Source organism: Oribacterium sp. C9, from assembly GCF_002007235.1.
GTDB lineage: Bacteria > Bacillota > Clostridia > Lachnospirales > Lachnospiraceae > Oribacterium.
On record NZ_MUHW01000021.1, the window covers coordinates 52879 to 68320 of the forward strand.

General features: G+C 42.9%; 14 protein-coding genes. 4 read left to right on the forward strand and 10 right to left on the reverse strand.

Going from position 1 to position 15442, the window contains the following annotated elements:
• Positions 1-119: 119 nt before the first annotated feature.
• Complete coding sequence (locus BXO88_RS12755; protein ID WP_078038111.1) at positions 120-1004, forward strand: LysR family transcriptional regulator; 885 nt, start codon at positions 120-122, stop codon at positions 1002-1004.
• A 52-nt stretch (positions 1005-1056) separates the two neighbouring features.
• Here the strand turns inward: BXO88_RS12755 and BXO88_RS12760 are convergent, their stop codons facing one another.
• The 5 genes from BXO88_RS12760 to BXO88_RS12780 all read right to left on the reverse strand — a co-directional run bounded on the left by BXO88_RS12760 (position 1057) and on the right by BXO88_RS12780 (position 7090).
• Positions 1057-2001 (reverse strand): phosphatase PAP2 family protein, encoded by a 945-nt coding sequence (locus BXO88_RS12760; protein WP_078038112.1) that lies wholly within the window; start codon positions 1999-2001, stop codon positions 1057-1059.
• 396 nt (positions 2002-2397) lie between these two features.
• Entirely contained in the window at positions 2398-2772 is a 375-nt protein-coding gene (locus BXO88_RS12765; RefSeq protein WP_078038113.1) for a VOC family protein, read from the reverse strand.
• Between the two features lie 193 nt (positions 2773-2965).
• The gene (locus BXO88_RS12770) at positions 2966-3799 is read right to left on the reverse strand and encodes an HAD family hydrolase (protein ID WP_078038114.1); all 834 of its coding nucleotides are present in this window, start codon (positions 3797-3799) and stop codon (positions 2966-2968) included.
• A 14-nt stretch (positions 3800-3813) separates the two neighbouring features.
• Positions 3814-5538, reverse strand: a complete 1725-nt coding sequence (locus BXO88_RS12775) for a glycoside hydrolase family 3 protein (RefSeq protein ID WP_078038115.1) — start codon at positions 5536-5538, stop codon at positions 3814-3816.
• 76 nt (positions 5539-5614) lie between these two features.
• Positions 5615-7090 (reverse strand): MFS transporter, encoded by a 1476-nt coding sequence (locus BXO88_RS12780; protein WP_078038116.1) that lies wholly within the window; start codon positions 7088-7090, stop codon positions 5615-5617.
• Between the two features lie 483 nt (positions 7091-7573).
• On the opposite strand from BXO88_RS12780, the gene BXO88_RS12785 reads away from it, so the two are divergent.
• Together BXO88_RS12785 and sfsA are read left to right on the forward strand one after the other, a co-directional pair.
• Complete coding sequence (locus BXO88_RS12785) at positions 7574-8797, forward strand: helix-turn-helix domain-containing protein (RefSeq protein ID WP_078038117.1); 1224 nt, start codon at positions 7574-7576, stop codon at positions 8795-8797.
• Between the two features lie 137 nt (positions 8798-8934).
• Positions 8935-9603, forward strand: coding sequence for a DNA/RNA nuclease SfsA (gene sfsA, locus BXO88_RS12790; RefSeq protein ID WP_078038118.1), 669 nt, complete (start codon positions 8935-8937; stop codon positions 9601-9603).
• A gap of 90 nt (positions 9604-9693) precedes the next feature.
• On the opposite strand, the gene BXO88_RS12795 is transcribed toward sfsA, so the two are convergent.
• Complete coding sequence (locus BXO88_RS12795; RefSeq protein ID WP_078038119.1) at positions 9694-10011, reverse strand: L-rhamnose mutarotase; 318 nt, start codon at positions 10009-10011, stop codon at positions 9694-9696.
• A 44-nt stretch (positions 10012-10055) separates the two neighbouring features.
• Complete coding sequence (locus tag BXO88_RS12800) at positions 10056-11177, reverse strand: glycoside hydrolase family 88/105 protein (RefSeq protein ID WP_078038120.1); 1122 nt, start codon at positions 11175-11177, stop codon at positions 10056-10058.
• Between the two features lie 187 nt (positions 11178-11364).
• On the opposite strand from BXO88_RS12800, the gene BXO88_RS12805 reads away from it, so the two are divergent.
• Positions 11365-12282: an AraC family transcriptional regulator gene (locus tag BXO88_RS12805; RefSeq protein ID WP_078038121.1), complete on the forward strand. Its 918-nt coding sequence runs from the start codon at positions 11365-11367 to the stop codon at positions 12280-12282.
• An 18-nt stretch (positions 12283-12300) separates the two neighbouring features.
• On the opposite strand, the gene BXO88_RS12810 is transcribed toward BXO88_RS12805, so the two are convergent.
• From BXO88_RS12810 to dctP, 3 genes are all read right to left on the reverse strand, one after another.
• Positions 12301-13608: a TRAP transporter large permease gene (locus tag BXO88_RS12810; RefSeq protein ID WP_078038137.1), complete on the reverse strand. Its 1308-nt coding sequence runs from the start codon at positions 13606-13608 to the stop codon at positions 12301-12303.
• A gap of 2 nt (positions 13609-13610) precedes the next feature.
• Positions 13611-14108, reverse strand: a complete 498-nt coding sequence (locus BXO88_RS12815) for a TRAP transporter small permease (RefSeq protein WP_242945227.1) — start codon at positions 14106-14108, stop codon at positions 13611-13613.
• Between the two features lie 121 nt (positions 14109-14229).
• The gene (gene dctP / locus BXO88_RS12820) at positions 14230-15249 is read right to left on the reverse strand and encodes a TRAP transporter substrate-binding protein DctP (RefSeq protein ID WP_078038123.1); all 1020 of its coding nucleotides are present in this window, start codon (positions 15247-15249) and stop codon (positions 14230-14232) included.
• Between the last annotated feature and the right edge of the window lie 193 nt (positions 15250-15442).

Here is a 15442-nt window from a genome sequence, read left to right on the forward strand (position 1 = left end):
TTCATAACACGTTATTTAGGATTTTTGCCGATATATTGAAAAGCTCTCATTAGCACATATGGTAAATTCTCCCTTTTACCTGTATAATAAACGGACCTTAAGACAGAACGGAGTTTATTATGGAAATCAGACAGCTTACAACATTCCAGAAGGTAGCCGAGCTTGAGAGCTTTTCCAAGGCAGGTCATGAGCTTGGATACTCTCAGTCTACTGTGACTGTACAGATAAAAGCATTGGAAACGGAGCTCGGAACATTACTCTTTGACAGATTCGGAAAAAATGTAAAGATCACACCGGACGGAAAGCTTCTTCTAAAATATGTAGAAAACATAATGAATGAGATAAATTCTCTGAAGGGTACTCTTGGCAATGAATCTGCCAGAACTCATACACTCCATATAGGGACTCTGGACTCTTTATGTATGTTCACTCTCACTGAGATACTGACGCTTCTTAGGGAATATCATCCGGAATACCACATTAAGATAACCAGAGGTTCACCTTCCGAGCTTACCGAAATGATGGAAAAGAACGAGGTGGATATAATCTATATTCTGGATGCTCTGTACTATAATGTTCACTGGAAAAGAGTCATAGAGAAAAAGGAGCCCTGCATATTCGTTTGCGGCCCCCAGAATCCTATCTTAAAGAAGGATGATATCAAGCTTAGAGAGCTTGTAAAGGAGCCCTTTTATCTGACTGAGGCTGATGATAACTATCAGTTTGCATTGACACAGTATCTGGCCTTTCATAATCTTTCCATCGAACCTGTTCTCGAAGTTGGAAGTACTGAGGTCATATCAAAAATGATCCATGAAACAGGAGGATGCTCGTTTTTACCTTATTTCGCAATAAAAGAACATCTGGAAAGCAATTATCTTTCCCAGATACATGTTAAAAATTTTCATATAGATATGTTCCATCAGGTCATATATATGGAAAATAAATGGGTTACGACCGAAATGCTGGAATTCATACGAATCGCGAAAGCCACATTGCTGTAAATGCATCTTCTTAAACTGAATGTGGTATCTATAGTCTTACGCTGATCTTCTTTCATTTAGCTTTATTAAAGAGTTTTATGATATAAGGAAAAACAAAAACGATGTAGAACATCTGGATAAAGCAGGTTATGACTGTTGCTGTAAAACCGGTAACAGTCTTTTTCACTAAGCTGTTTATGATCAGTGTAACAGCATAGTAACCCATCATGCCGCCCATAAGACGATAAAATCTCTGCTGCATGGAAATGCCTGTTGTGGTAAATCCCACAAAACGTTTCTCTAAGAGCCAGCCGGCAAAGAATGCACCCATCCAGCCTACTGCCTTAAAGGTGTCATTTGCCATTTTAAGTCCGTCAACCAGCAGATTTCCTGCAGCATCATAGTCGACAGGATATGGTTTATAGGCAGAATAAATTGCAGATACTATGGCGATAAGTATGCCTGTTGCAGCGATCAATACTTCTTTTTCGGGATGTGATTCCAGCCATTTCAGAAGCTTTCCAGTCAGAAACATTACCAGAACACCGGACACTGAGCCTACGATAGTATCCTGAGGTGTATGTACTCCCAGGAAATTGCGGCTGAAGGCCACAAAGAAAAGCATCATCCAAAGCAGCACACGAAGTCCCCTGGTAAGTTCCCGTCTTATGGCCATACCTCCAAACAGTGAAGCACCGTTCATGGAATGTCCGCTCGGGAAGGAGTAGCCTGTTGCTGTTTTAAGTGCTGTCTCATCAGGCACTATCCTCGCATCTCTTATCCACGGTCTGTAGGCGCATACTGACACCTTCAGGACACCATTGACGATTCGGTTCCCTGACCAGCCCATCAGAAGATATGTTCCTATATCCTTACAGACACACCAGTATATGAGACCCATGATGATAAGAACTATATTCATCTCTCCGTACCAGGTCATCTTGGAGAGAAAATCCGTAAGGCATCCACCTGCCCCTTCACGAAATGACTGTAATATCAGCAAAATATCAATATCCATTTGTTTACCACCGGGGCAATATGCATATCATACAACCTATGCAGCACCTATCCTGCCCTTTCCCTTTTCTGTAAATTATTCCTTTTACTATTTCGACTTGTTTTTCAGGCAATATAAGAAAGGCTGAAGCGCAAAATGAAAAAAATTTTCATGTTGACGAATTGTATGAAAGTTGATACAATATAAACAAGTTAAAGAGATGTGGCGAGTGCTTCACAGATCTAAGACGATTCGTGATGAAAAGAACGGTAGATGAAATGGCGAGTGCTTCATGGATTCGAGGTTCTTTTTTTTTGTGTATTGAAATATCATTTCTCTTATTACATATAAATGGGACCTCACAAAACAGTGAGGTCCCGAAGATAGTCGTATATTGATTTCAGTTTATCTGTTAATTTACTGCTTGATATGCTGTACCAGGTTAACAGGAAATCCCGACGGAGATATCATAATGGCAGACTTTGAGCTCTTCGTTTCCACAGTCTTATCTCCGTAGAAATTTTTAAATCCACGTTCTGTAAGCAACCTGTATGCCTCATCAAAATCATCCACGTTCATACGGATGGCAGTAAAATCCTGAGGAAGCTTCATGTCCGGAGAAGAAATGTCAAGATAAAATCCGTTTGCATCTTTCATCCTGATACCCTCAACCTTCAAATCTCCGATTCCCTGCGGATTATGATGCTTCTCAAAACCGAGAGCCTCGAAGACTTTAACTATGGATTCTGCGTCGTTTGTAATGATCTGTGGATTAAATGTTGTTATTTTCATATATGTACCCCTTTCCGAAAAATATTCCTTCTAAGGTTATCGACATATTATGGTCCTATATAAGAATACACATATCCAAAAACTGACATCGAATCGTTCCGCGCAGAGCGGTTCCGGGAACACCAGTCCATCTGAATTCGCTTCACGAGGGCTGGTGCTATATGCCGGATTCCTGTGAAATCTGCCACGAGGCTCACGATTCTCCCGTATCCAGATTTCTTTCAAACTGCTTTTTCTTTTCTACACCGTAGTCCTCATATGAAAGCTTCATGAACTTATCAAGAGCTGTTGTACGGAATTCTGTCCAGCTTTCATCCTCATGCTTTACAAGTATGGGATAGAAAAGAATTTCATTTTCTTCCGCAGCCTTTCTGTCTCCGGGAGCGTCTCCCACCATCAGGATATGATCCTTCTCATATCCCTTTTCAGAAATCATCTTAATGCAGGCGCTCTTACTGCCCACCTCCTGAGTACATACCACATCCACCATTTCGAGAAGTCCGAATCTTTCCCACTCATTTCTTACAGCTTCAGGATTTGCACTGGAAACCACAGCGATGTCAGCTGATTCATGAATGAGGGAAAAGGCTTCCTTCACACCTTCAAAGGGCTTTATTTCCTCCTGAGGAAGCTTTTCTATCTCTTCATTGACACTCCGGCTCCATCTGAGAGCCTTTTCAAAAACAGGTGAAGTGCCGATCATTGACTCTAAAGCAGAATTACTTAATTCAGGAGCTGTTTCACTCCATACACATAATTCCTCTACACCATCGATCTTCCTGTATTTCTCATTTATCTCTGAAAGAGCCATGCTGAGTCCCTTGAATCTGTTGATTCCACGGGTGAGAGAATAGAGATTTATCTCATTCCATCTTTCAAGTATTTCCTGCTCCCACTCTGAAAGCTCCCATTCCTTCACCATGCAGGGTCCAAAGCATCTTATGTGTTTTATATTCATGGTGTCCATGGCACAGCCATCTGAATCTATACATACGATATGATCATGTTTTTTCTCAAAATCCAACATTCTTAAACCTCGATTCAAAGTCTTGTATCCCATCTGTCGCACCATACGATATCGTTGTACTGCCCCTTGAACTCTGACTTACCTGTAAGCTTTTCAACCAGCTTACGGATGTACTCAGGACTTGAGCCGTAGGCATTGACAAAGGTCTTCATCATAGGAACATCATATAGATGATTGGTGTAGTTAAGAGAGACAGCCACTGTCGGTACTTCCCTGACAAACCATGGAATCTCATGTGAATGAGAAACGGAATAGGTGAGCCTTGTGTTGTTCTCCTTTGCATAGCCCTTCATGTCGATGACGAAAAGCACCAGATCCGTGTTCTTCTTGAACTCTTCCCTGCTTTCATGCTCCATCATCCTGAACTTATTGAACTTCGACGGAGACTCCATCTCATACTCGTAGTAGTCCTTGGGAGCCTCGACCTCAAAGCCTGCTCTCTCAAGTTCATCCACCAGAAGCTTCTTCGCAGGATCTGCCCCGTCAAGTGATGAAACAGGTGCGCTTTCGATAAAATATAGTAAAACCCGCTTCTTCTTTTCAGGATCCACAGGAAGGATCTTCTGGGTATCCTTTACAAGGGTAATGCTTTCATCCGCAGCCTTTTCAGCGAGCCTCTTGTGCTCTTCACAGCCTACGATGTTAAGATCCTCCTTCTCAGGAAACACAAGCTCATCAAGACCGAGATGTGCCTTGAGACCGAGAATCCTGTGGAGTGCATCGTCAAGCCTTTCCGCTGTGATGGTTCCGTCCTCTATACCCTCTCTTACGTAAGCTATATCCTCTTCATGATCATGGAAGAAAAGTATCATATCGCAGCCTGCTGCCACAACTCCCTGCATGGCATGCTTTCTGTCTGCCGCAGCAGTGAGACCTGCCATATGTGTCGCATCGGTTACGATAAGTCCGTTGAAACCAAGCTGTCCTCTGAGAAGGCCCTGTAAAAGTTCAGGTGAAAGAGTTGCAGGAAGGATATCCTCATCCTTTATCTCAGGGTTAAACTTCTTTGTATATGCTCTCTGACAGATGTGACCCACCATGACGCTCTCAAGTCCTGCATCGATTAGCTTCTTATATACTTTTCCAAAGCTCTCGTCCCACTCTTCTGTAGAAAGGTCATTGCAGCCCATGACAAGGTGCTGGTCTCTTTCCTCACTTCCGTCTCCCGGGAAATGCTTAGCTGCACAGACAAGTCCTGCCTTGTTCATTTCCTCCATATAGGCGAGGGATCTTTCAGCAACAAGCTCCGGGTCATTTCCGAAGGCTCTTGTATTTACGATGGTGTTTCTCCAGTTGGAGACCACATCACAAACCGGGGCAAAGGTCCAGTTACAACCAACAGCTCTTGCCTCCAGAGCTCCGACTCTAGCCATGTCTCTTACAGTATCGAGAGTTTTACTTGCACCGCATGCGGCTCCCGTAGCTATAAATGTACCTTCAGATACTGCGCCGTTTCCTCCGGCTTCACAGTTTGCGGCTATAAGAACAGGAACCTTGCTGTGCTCCTGAAAATACTTATTCTGTTCGTAGATTTCCTCAAGTGTTCCACCCTGCCAGCGAACACCTCCGATATGGTATTTATTCACCAGCCTGTCGAGGGTCTCAGGGTCTCTCTGAAGTGTAAGATTGATGAAAAGCTGTCCTATCTTCTCATCAAGAGTCATGTTCTTTATCGTATCCTCCACCCACTGAATCTTTTTGTCGCTTAAGTTAAAGGGCTTTGCCTTAAGATCTACCATTTTTTATCATGCTCCGGTCATATAACAAATACCGGAGGCTCCTTTCTTTTTTATTTAAAAGTCAACTATCAAACTCTTATGCAACCTCTTTTTTATCTGCAATGGTCTTTCTTATCTCGGCCATCTTTTCAGCAGAAAGAGGATAATATTTCATTGCAACGATGTTGGCTACAAGTCCCAGTGAAACGAGACCGTACATCAGGAATATGCCTACTCCCTTAAGTGCCGGTGTATATGGAGTATCCACATCAGGCATTTGTGTGGTGAATCCGATAGCAGCAAGGCAAATGCTGGAGATCAGCGGCGCAAGGGAAGAAATCATCTTGTCTATAAAGCTGAAAAGTGTTCCCATAAGTCCCGGAACGTAACGTCCTGAACGGTAGGTCTCATAATCTGTGCAGTCAGCTATCATGGGAACAACTATATTGGAGCTGACCTGCTGAAATCCGCCTGTGATTACAGTCAGTGTAAAAAGTGAAACAGTGAAGAAATTGAAGCCATTGAAGCCCTCATATCCGGGAAGACTGAGACTTGTAGGATCACCAAAGCCCCAAAGCAGCATCATTAACACATTTCCTATAAGTGCTATCCAGCTACTGAGCACCATGGCTTTCTTCTGTCCGCATCTTGTGGCGATAACTCCCACACCCAGGATAACGAAGATAACATTACCGATTGTGGTATAAATCTGGAATCCGCCGGAAAGAGCAAAGTTACCTGCAACTATGGCATACATGATGAGCGTTACTGTTGAAGTCTTCGCAGCTATTCCAAGCTTATCGGTTGAAGCAGCTATGATAAGCATCTGTATAGCCTTGTTGTTTTTGATCACTTCGAAATAGTCCCTGAAGGTGATTTTCTGAGCCTCTCCTGTACCGAAATACTCTCTTCTGTCCTTAGGCCAGATGGAAATGACCGCTATGGCTGTGAAAATAGCTGAAGTAACCGCAACTATAAGCCAGAACTCGTGGAACATGGCAATGTCTTTTCCGAGACCATGGTACTTGGCCGCAAGATATGAGGAAACGAAAACCTGTCCTCCTGTGAAAAGGATCATATTGTAAATAGCATCGAATACTGTGAAAAGGGGACGCTGTTTCGGGTCATTGGTCACGCATGACTGTGCTGCCTTTGTGATAACACACTGGAAGGTGTAACCAATATAGTAGACTGCATTTACAAGTATGAAGAAAAGGATCCTCGGTGCTCCCTCAGGAAGTGACGGGGTAATAAAAAACATGAGGAAACTGGAGATAAACAGGATCAGATTTCCGAGGATCATGAAGGGTCTGTTCTTTCCGAACTTTCCGTCTGTCTTGTCAACTATAAAACCGATTATAGGATCGGTGACACCGTCCCAAAGACGCATTATCATAGAAAAGCTTCCCGCAAGAACAACTCCGAGACCTACCCATCCTGTAATGTAATAGGCTATAAAACTCATAAAGAAAAGATAAAGGTTTGTTGCTGTATTGTTCAGGGCATACCCTGCTATTCTCCATGTAGGAACTCTGTGAATTCCGTTTCCGACATCATATTTACTGCTTCCCATTTCAGGTCCTCCAGATTGAAATACTAAGTATTTGATTCGCTGTCCCGGAAATCATAAACATAAGGTGATGATTTGATTGCCTTTTGCTTCGTATTTCAGGACATATCAAATGATGTGAGTGTCAAAAGTCGACATCGAATCAGAATTTAATTTTTTCGATTTCGCCCATGGTTTTTTCCGAATAATATGCCGGCACGATATTCAGATATTTTTTTCATGGCTCATATCATTTTTACTGAACAGTTTGAATTTCAAGTGTCTTCATGATAATCTGTTGTCAGGATTTGGACAATGTCTATATTTTGTATTTATAGTACGATATTTATCATTATTGATTTTGCATAAATATCGTATTAGTATAAATAAATATTGTCTATTTAATGTTTGCTTTTGCAGGTACAGTTTTTGGAGGCACAGTGTTTTTCTGCATTCGTAAGTCGGAAATCAGGACATGTAAAAAACATTACACTAAGGGAGATTCATATGCAGAACTCATTTCTTGAATTTACCAAAAGTTATTTTGACAAAATGGGAATTCAGACCCATATCGTAAATATCAGAGAACCTCTTCCTTTAGATCTGGATATGGGGCTCCGAAAGACCATTCTGAATAAACGGGATGCTGAAACCATTTCTTTTAAAGGCATCAGTGATTCCTTTACTCAGGAAAAGATCATATATTATGCTGCAGACATCTATAACTGCAGTTACATACTTTTGCCTGTTCCTGAGCAGGAGCTGCCTATCGCCATGATACTGGGTCCTTATCTTGTGGAATCTCCGGGCATACAGCGTACACAGGAAATATGCCGGAAACACAATATACCGGAAGGCCTCTGGCAGTTTATCAACCAGTACTATACCTCTCTCACTTACATTGAAAATATCAGTACTCTGGAGAGCTATGTTGAAACACTGGCAGAAACCATATATGGAATGAGTAAATATAAAATTGAATATATAAGACAAGAGGGCACAGAAAGTGAAATCTATCTCACTTCTGCAAACAGTACTTCCAATGAAAACACCATGCAGCAGCTGGAGCATAGATATGATCTGGAAGAAAAGGTAATGGATGCCATTTCCGGGGGCAACTTCGACCGGGCTATGCATTACAGTTCAGACATAGCTTTCAGAGGTCTTGATAACAGATCCTCAAATACTCTCAGAAGCAAAAAGAACAACCTTCTTGCTTTCAATACACTTTGTAGAAAAGCCGCAGAAAGAGGGAAGGTCCATCCTGTACATCTTGATGAAATGTCAAGAAGAATGGCTGTAAGAATTGAAAACATGACCACTCCCACTCAAGATAAAGAGGTTCACAGGGAGATCCTGAAAAAATACTGTCTTTTGGTGCAGCAACAGTCCACAGCCGGATACTCTCCCGTTATGCAGAAGATACTGAATCATATCTCCCAAAAGCTCTCGGAACCTGAGCTGACACTTCAGGAAACCGCAGAAGAACTTGGCCTGAACAAAAGTTATCTTGCCTCTCTTTTCAAGAAAGAAACAAGAAGTACCTTTACATGTTTTGTGAACAAAAAGAGAGTGGAACGTGCTATATTCCTTCTAAACACCTCAGATTATTCGGTTCACACCATAGCATCCATCTGTGGTATGAATGACATGACCTATTTCAATCGTGTATTCAAAAAGGAAAAGGGAATTACACCTACACAGTACAGGAAAATGATACGACAGGAATGACAGCAATTTAGACTCTACAGTAAAATCGGGATTCAAACGTATTAAAGTCAGGATATTCTGTTTGAAACTTATGACGGATTTCTTCAAAATCTAAAAGTGCTCAATTCACTTTAATAGCTAAAAAAGGGGATTATTTTATGAAATATCCAAATATAACCGCCGCAACTTTTCTGAAACGCCCGAATCGCTTCATCGCAGAAGTAGAAGTAAACGGCTGTAAAGAAACTGTCCATGTAAAGAATACAGGACGCTGTAAAGAACTCCTGATTCCGGGATGTGAAGTCTTTTTGACTGAACCGGGAACACCGGGAAGAAAAACAAGATATGATCTTGTGGCTGTAAAGAAAAACACAGGTGTCCTTTTCAACATAGACAGTCAGGCACCTAATAAGGTTGTAAAGGAGTGGCTCAGCACACAGGACTTTGATAAAGTCATCCCTGAATATACCTATGGGAATTCCCGGATAGATTTTTATATGGAACGCGGTGATGAACGTTATCTCATGGAGGTTAAGGGCTGTACTCTGGAAGTTGACGGAGTCGGCTATTTCCCGGATGCGCCGACAGAACGAGGCGTCAAGCATCTCAGAGAACTGACTGCAGCCACACAAAAGGGATACAAAGCTATAATCGCCTTCGTCATACAAATGGAGGGTGTATCCGAAGTTCGTCCTAACATCGGGATGCACCCTGAATTCGGAGCAGCTTTTGAAGAAGCAAAGACCTCCGGTGTTGATATTCTGTTTCTTAGGTGCCGTGTGGAACCTGATAGCCTGATGATCGAACCTGAATTTTCAATTATGTGAAAACCGATGGAACATGATACCGGCTGATACGAATGAAATATTTCGATATATCGATATCAGATAGATAACACTATATGTATTCTCTATATATCAATCCAGCCTGAACACGGGCTCTAGCTTCGGCTGGGCACCTGTTTCAGGATCCATGACAAGCTCAAGTATATCCTTCATGTAGTCGTTCCACTTATCGACGACAGGGCTATCAGCCTGGGTCTTTTCTGCAAATGCCACGCCCTTTTCACATTCATAGTACCCGAAGAGCTCGTCACCGTCAGCAAATATGGTGTAATTAACTATGCCTGCACTCTTAAGCACCTCCACCATCTCAGGCCATATCTCATTGTGTCTCCTGATATATTCTTCCTTGCATCCCGGCTTGATCCTGCCTCTCCATGCCATTCTTTCCATGATTTCTCCCTTCATTTACAAAGATTTAAAGCTCTTTGATAAATCTACCTGCAGCATCTTAATGCTTCAACCAGTGCCAGTATCGTCAATGACTGCCCGTAAGCCATAGGCGCGATAAGTATATTCTTATAATGCTCTTTGTCCATACCCATGCCTGTACCGCCGGAGACATTGAGCACTGTCCCATCCTTATCGATATTTGAAAGTATACCCTTGATAGCTTTTTCAGCACAGGGTTTAAATGAATCATCAAGTATACCGAGCTTTATACCCTTCAGAATTCCGGCTGCAATGGCTGCAGATCCTGAAACCTCTTCATAGCTTTCACTGTCGTCAAGCACAGTGTGCCATAAACCTGAAGGAGCCTGAAGCTTTTTAAGTGCTGTGACCTGAGCTCTGTAACAGTCAAGTATCATCTGCTTGACACCGGGATTCAGCGGCTTTTTGAAATCCTCGAGATAATCCAGGATTCCCAGAGTGAACCAGCTGTTTCCTCTGCACCAGAAGACACCTCCGAAATTGTTTCTCTCGTTGAAGGTCCAGCCGTGGTAGAAAAGTCCCGTCCTTTTATCATACAGATACTTGATATGCATGAGGACCTGATGGATACCCTCATTTATCCACTCCTCATTCTGATATTTATGTCCCATACGATTCAGGAAAAGCACGGTCATGAAGATGGTGTCTATCCACATTTCGTTTTCATTGAGTCTCACTCCCTGCCTGTCACCGTTGGCACTGGTCACATGCTGGAAGCCCCCCTCCTTCGTGCGAGGCAGACAGTTCATAAGCCAGTCTGCCCAGCTAAGGCAAAGTTCCTCATAGCGTTTGTCTCTTAGTTTCTCATTAAGTTCTGTTAAAGTGAGAAGCGGAGTTGTGGTGTTAATGTTTCTGGATGGAAGTCCCCTCTCGAGATTTTTGTCGAACCAGTCCCTGAGGAATCCGATCTGCTCCTCTGTGCCTTGAACATCCATTTTCTTCATGAGACCATACAGACCTATTCCCTGAGGCCAATCCCATTCGCTGATACCGAAATCTCTTTTGAAATATCCAATGGATTCACCCTTGTCCTTTAGCTCATCCTCATTTTCGGGACCGTCCAGATTTATAAGTTTCTGTATGACCAGATCGAGTTTTTTTTCGATCTCCTTCTTGCTGATTTCCATTTCTGTATTATCTCCAATGATGTAATTTAAACTGTGTAAACGTTTACAGCTGCTGATGAATATTTTATACTATAGAGCGCGAAACGATTGATATTTACCGATCAGTACTGACACTCACTTTCTTTTGTCAGGCCAAGACTTTATCTGAATCAGGTTCGCATCTTTTTCAACTGCCCCGGAGGTCATCATGGTAGAACCAAAGATAGAAGCAAATGAAAAACTCACTCTCTTCTGTTCCATAGACGGACTTGCAGTAGAACACAAGGTCCGTTACGGTCAGTACGACATGAAGATAAAGCATTTTCATCCTGAATATGAGATTTTCTATATACTGGACGGAAATCGCGATTTCTTCTTTGACAACCGTATCTATCATGCATCGAAGGGGGACCTCATACTCATAGACTCTAACCTCATTCATATGACCAAATCTACAGGTGTTGATGATCTCGGTCATAACCGTATCATCCTTTACATAACTCCTGACCGTATGAAGTCTATAGAATCCAGATTTCCTTCACTCAATCTCACGAGATTTTTCAGGTCCAACTATGGTGTATATCATCTCGATGAAGAGCAGCAGAATCATTTCATGGATTTCTACTACAGATTCAAAAAGGAATATCAGGATAAATCAAGCAACTATCAGATGGCTATGGAGCTGTGCGTAATCGAGCTCCTTTTATATATGACCCGTGATCTGAAAAGATATCCTGACGCATCTTCAGATACCAAGGATAATAAAAACCTTCGTCATGCATATGAAATAGCCGATTATCTTTCAGAGCACTATCGCGATGATATCGATCTTGATTTCCTCGCAAAAAAGTTTTTCCTGAGTAAATACTATCTGTGCCGCACCTTCCACGAGGTAACGGGATACAACATCCGCGAATACATAAACATTTACCGCATACGTGCCGCGAAACAGCTTCTGGAGGAGTCCGACGAAAGCATTGATTCCGTAGCTTCAAAGGTGGGATACCACTCTTCCACACATTTTGAAAAGATCTTCAAGTCCTATATGAATATCTCACCTCTGAAATACCGTAAGCAGCGTAATGTCTACGTCAGTATGATACCCGTAGTGGATCATCTGAGTTAAAAGTTAATCACCTGCAATTTATATCAGTCCCAGTGTTCTCGGAAGCCATTCTGAAACAGCCGGTACGAATGTCACGAACAGCAGCGCCACTGTCACTACAAGGAAGTACGGGATCAGTCGCTTTATGACATTCTCAACCTTCAGCTTCGCAACTGAACAACCTACGAAAAGAACGCTTCCCACAGGTGGGGTCACAGTACCTATGGCCAGATTCATTACCATCATGACACCGAACTGGATTTCATCCATACCTACGCTCTTTGCCACGGGGAGGAAAATCGGGGTAAAGATCATAAGTGCAGGAGCCATGTCCATAAATGTGCCTACGATAAGAAGTATGATATTGATGATGAGCAGGATAACGATTCTGTTGCCGGATACTGATAGGAGCAATGAACTGATAGCCTGTGGGAGCCCTGTGAATGAAAGTACGAAGCTGAGTACCTGAGATGCACCGATTATAAGCATTACTATGGTTGTCATGGTGCCTGCATCAACGAGTACTTTGTACATATCCTTTATGCCAATGCTTCTGTATACAAATACGGCAAGAAGGAAGGCATAGATCACCGCTACGCCGGCTGCCTCTGTAGGTGAGAACAGTCCTGAAAGGATACCTCCGATTATGATAACGATCATAAGAAGTGATGGAACAGCTCTCCAGAAAGTAAGCCAGGCTTCCTTAAAGGTTATACCTTCAGCTCTCTTCACTACATATCCATGCTTCGCTGAATATACAAAGGCTACTGCTCCGCAGAGGAAAGCCCAGAGAAGTCCCGGTATCCATCCTGCCATAAGAAGCGCTGCTACCGAAGTTCCGCCTGCAGCCGCTGAATAAACTATGAAGGCGTTTGTAGGAGGAATAAGCTGTCCTACAGGTGCTGTTGCGATGTTGGTTGCTGCTGCAAATGCTTCATCGTAGCCTCTTTCCTTCTCGAGAGGGTTCATGACACCGCCGATGGCTGTCGCAGCCGCTATACCGGAACCGGAAAGTGAACCAAAGATGGTGTTTCCTGCAATATTTGTCAGAGCAAGGGATCCCGGAACTCTGCCGAGAACCAGAAGCGCAAGATCGATTATCCTCTGTGCTATACCTCCGTTACTCATGAGCGTTCCCGCAAGGATGAAGAACGGAACAGCAAGTAAAGAGAAGGAATCGATGCCGCTCGCCATCTTCTGTGCGGATATGAACATTCCGAAGTTCGGATCCATGAACATGATGATGGTCACGAGGGCTGATGAAATGATACTGAAAGAAATAGGAACCTTCATGAAAAGAAGGAAGAAAAATACTACTAAAAGAACTATCGCTGCCTGTGCCTGCATCATCACGCTGCCTTCCTTTCTGTCAATGCCTTGTCATCTTTTGTTTGTTTTATAAGCTCCATGAGTCTCGGTACAGTATAGAAAACCATGAGGCATCCGGCTACAGGAACTCCCAGATAGTAGAACTCCATAGGCATCTGAAGTGCCGCCGATACCTGTCCTCTGGCATTCATGGTAACCATGATTCCGCCTGCCACGAAAACAAATACACTGAGAAGCAGTATCACTGTCTCGATAAATATGGCATTTATCTTCTTTCCTCTTTCGGAAAAGCTGTCTACTACAAACTCGATTGCGATATGCTGGTTCTTTCCATAAGCATAAGGCACGCCCAGCATCGTGAGCCAGATAAGCGCATATCTCATGAACTCCTCTGTCCAGTCTGCCGCATGATTGAGAACGAATCTTGTAAATATCTGCCAGAAATTGGCACCTACCATACATACTATCAGGACCGCCATAACGGTCTCGATGATACGATTAACTGTTTTGGTCATCATTTCCCCTTTCGATCTACAGGAATCAAAGTCTGCTTTGTGATTCAAAAGACCTGTTCCTTATCAGATGATGTGAGTGTCAATGTCTCTATCGGATCTTTTCACACTCACCGATATCATAAAGTCACTTGTAAAGCTCTATATCATCATAAAGTTCTCTGTACTCAGCCCCCTGAGTGATGTACTCCTGATGAAGCGGCTGAACAGCCTCGATAAATGCTGTTTTATCGATTCCCTTGTAGATCTTTACACCGTGTTCCTTTGCCTCATCGATGGCTGCATCCATCATGGAATTATAAACCGACTTGAAATTATCATTTGTCTCGCTGAGAGCTTTTTCAAGTGCCTGCTGCTGTGGCTCTGTAAGTGAATTCCATGTCTTTGTGCTGATGATGTAGATATCAGGAGAATACTGATGTTCTGTATAGGTATATGAGCTTACCAGATCCTCATGTCCGTTTACCGTAAGGGCGAGCTCAGTGTTCTCTGCTCCGTCTACTATTCCCTGCTGGAGAGCTGAATAGGTCTCACTTGAAGACATTGGCACAGGTGTTGCACCCATGGCTGAGATCATGCCCATCGATGTTGTGCTTACCATGGATCTTATCTTCATACCCGCAAGATCCGAAGGATCATCTACACAGACATCCTTTTTCAGGTAGTAATTTCTGGAGCCGTTGGCATAGTAACCGATGGCGATGAAGCCCTGATCAGCAGTTGACCTGAAAAGTTTCTTCACAGCCTCACTGTTTTCCATTGCCTTGTAATAATGCTCCTGACTTGTGAATAGATATGGAAGTGCAAATATGGCGTATCTGTTGTCGAACTGACCTAAGGTGTTGGAGCTGACCTTTGCCATGTCGAGGATGCCGGCCTGAACCATCTCCACCTCTTCAGTCTCTGATCCCAGCTGACCGCTCGGGTAAATTTTGATCGATATCTCTCCTTTTGAATCTGTTGCCGCAAAATCGCTGAATTTCGCTATGGTGTCGGCTATTTCCGAACCGTCCTGCTGATTATGGGCAAGCTTCAGCTGGATACTTCCGCTGAAATCCGCTGCCTTTACACTTATGAAAGTTCCACCGGCCAATATAAGCGCACAGGCTGTGAATGCCGCACCTATGCGTTTCAGTATTTTTTTCATGTGATGCCTCCTGCTGCTCTGTCCTAAGCTCCTTCATTTTTACCGGATGCCGGAAACAGAGCCCTTGTGTTTAAACCGAGATTTATGTTGGCCAACAGTTAAATCTTCTTGTTTTTCCAATGCTTAATTTCTTTACATATCTTATCAAACAGTGATTGATTTTAATCTTTTTATATTGCAGACTTTGATGATT

Coding starts and splice junctions, on each gene's coding strand:
- BXO88_RS12810 (WP_078038137.1), bottom strand. CDS start 13,608: ATGCAGGCACAGGCAGCGATAGTTCTTTTAGTAGTATTTTTCTTCCTT.
- BXO88_RS12770 (WP_078038114.1), bottom strand. CDS start 3,799: ATGTTGGATTTTGAGAAAAAACATGATCATATCGTATGTATAGATTCA.
- BXO88_RS12815 (WP_242945227.1), bottom strand. CDS start 14,108: ATGATGACCAAAACAGTTAATCGTATCATCGAGACCGTTATGGCGGTC.
- BXO88_RS12785 (WP_078038117.1), top strand. CDS start 7,574: ATGCAGAACTCATTTCTTGAATTTACCAAAAGTTATTTTGACAAAATG.
- BXO88_RS12775 (WP_078038115.1), bottom strand. CDS start 5,538: ATGGTAGATCTTAAGGCAAAGCCCTTTAACTTAAGCGACAAAAAGATT.
- BXO88_RS12780 (WP_078038116.1), bottom strand. CDS start 7,090: ATGGGAAGCAGTAAATATGATGTCGGAAACGGAATTCACAGAGTTCCT.
- BXO88_RS12795 (WP_078038119.1), bottom strand. CDS start 10,011: ATGGAAAGAATGGCATGGAGAGGCAGGATCAAGCCGGGATGCAAGGAA.
- BXO88_RS12760 (WP_078038112.1), bottom strand. CDS start 2,001: ATGGATATTGATATTTTGCTGATATTACAGTCATTTCGTGAAGGGGCA.
- sfsA (WP_078038118.1), top strand. CDS start 8,935: ATGAAATATCCAAATATAACCGCCGCAACTTTTCTGAAACGCCCGAAT.
- BXO88_RS12805 (WP_078038121.1), top strand. CDS start 11,365: ATGGTAGAACCAAAGATAGAAGCAAATGAAAAACTCACTCTCTTCTGT.
- BXO88_RS12765 (WP_078038113.1), bottom strand. CDS start 2,772: ATGAAAATAACAACATTTAATCCACAGATCATTACAAACGACGCAGAA.
- BXO88_RS12800 (WP_078038120.1), bottom strand. CDS start 11,177: ATGGAAATCAGCAAGAAGGAGATCGAAAAAAAACTCGATCTGGTCATA.
- dctP (WP_078038123.1), bottom strand. CDS start 15,249: ATGAAAAAAATACTGAAACGCATAGGTGCGGCATTCACAGCCTGTGCG.
- BXO88_RS12755 (WP_078038111.1), top strand. CDS start 120: ATGGAAATCAGACAGCTTACAACATTCCAGAAGGTAGCCGAGCTTGAG.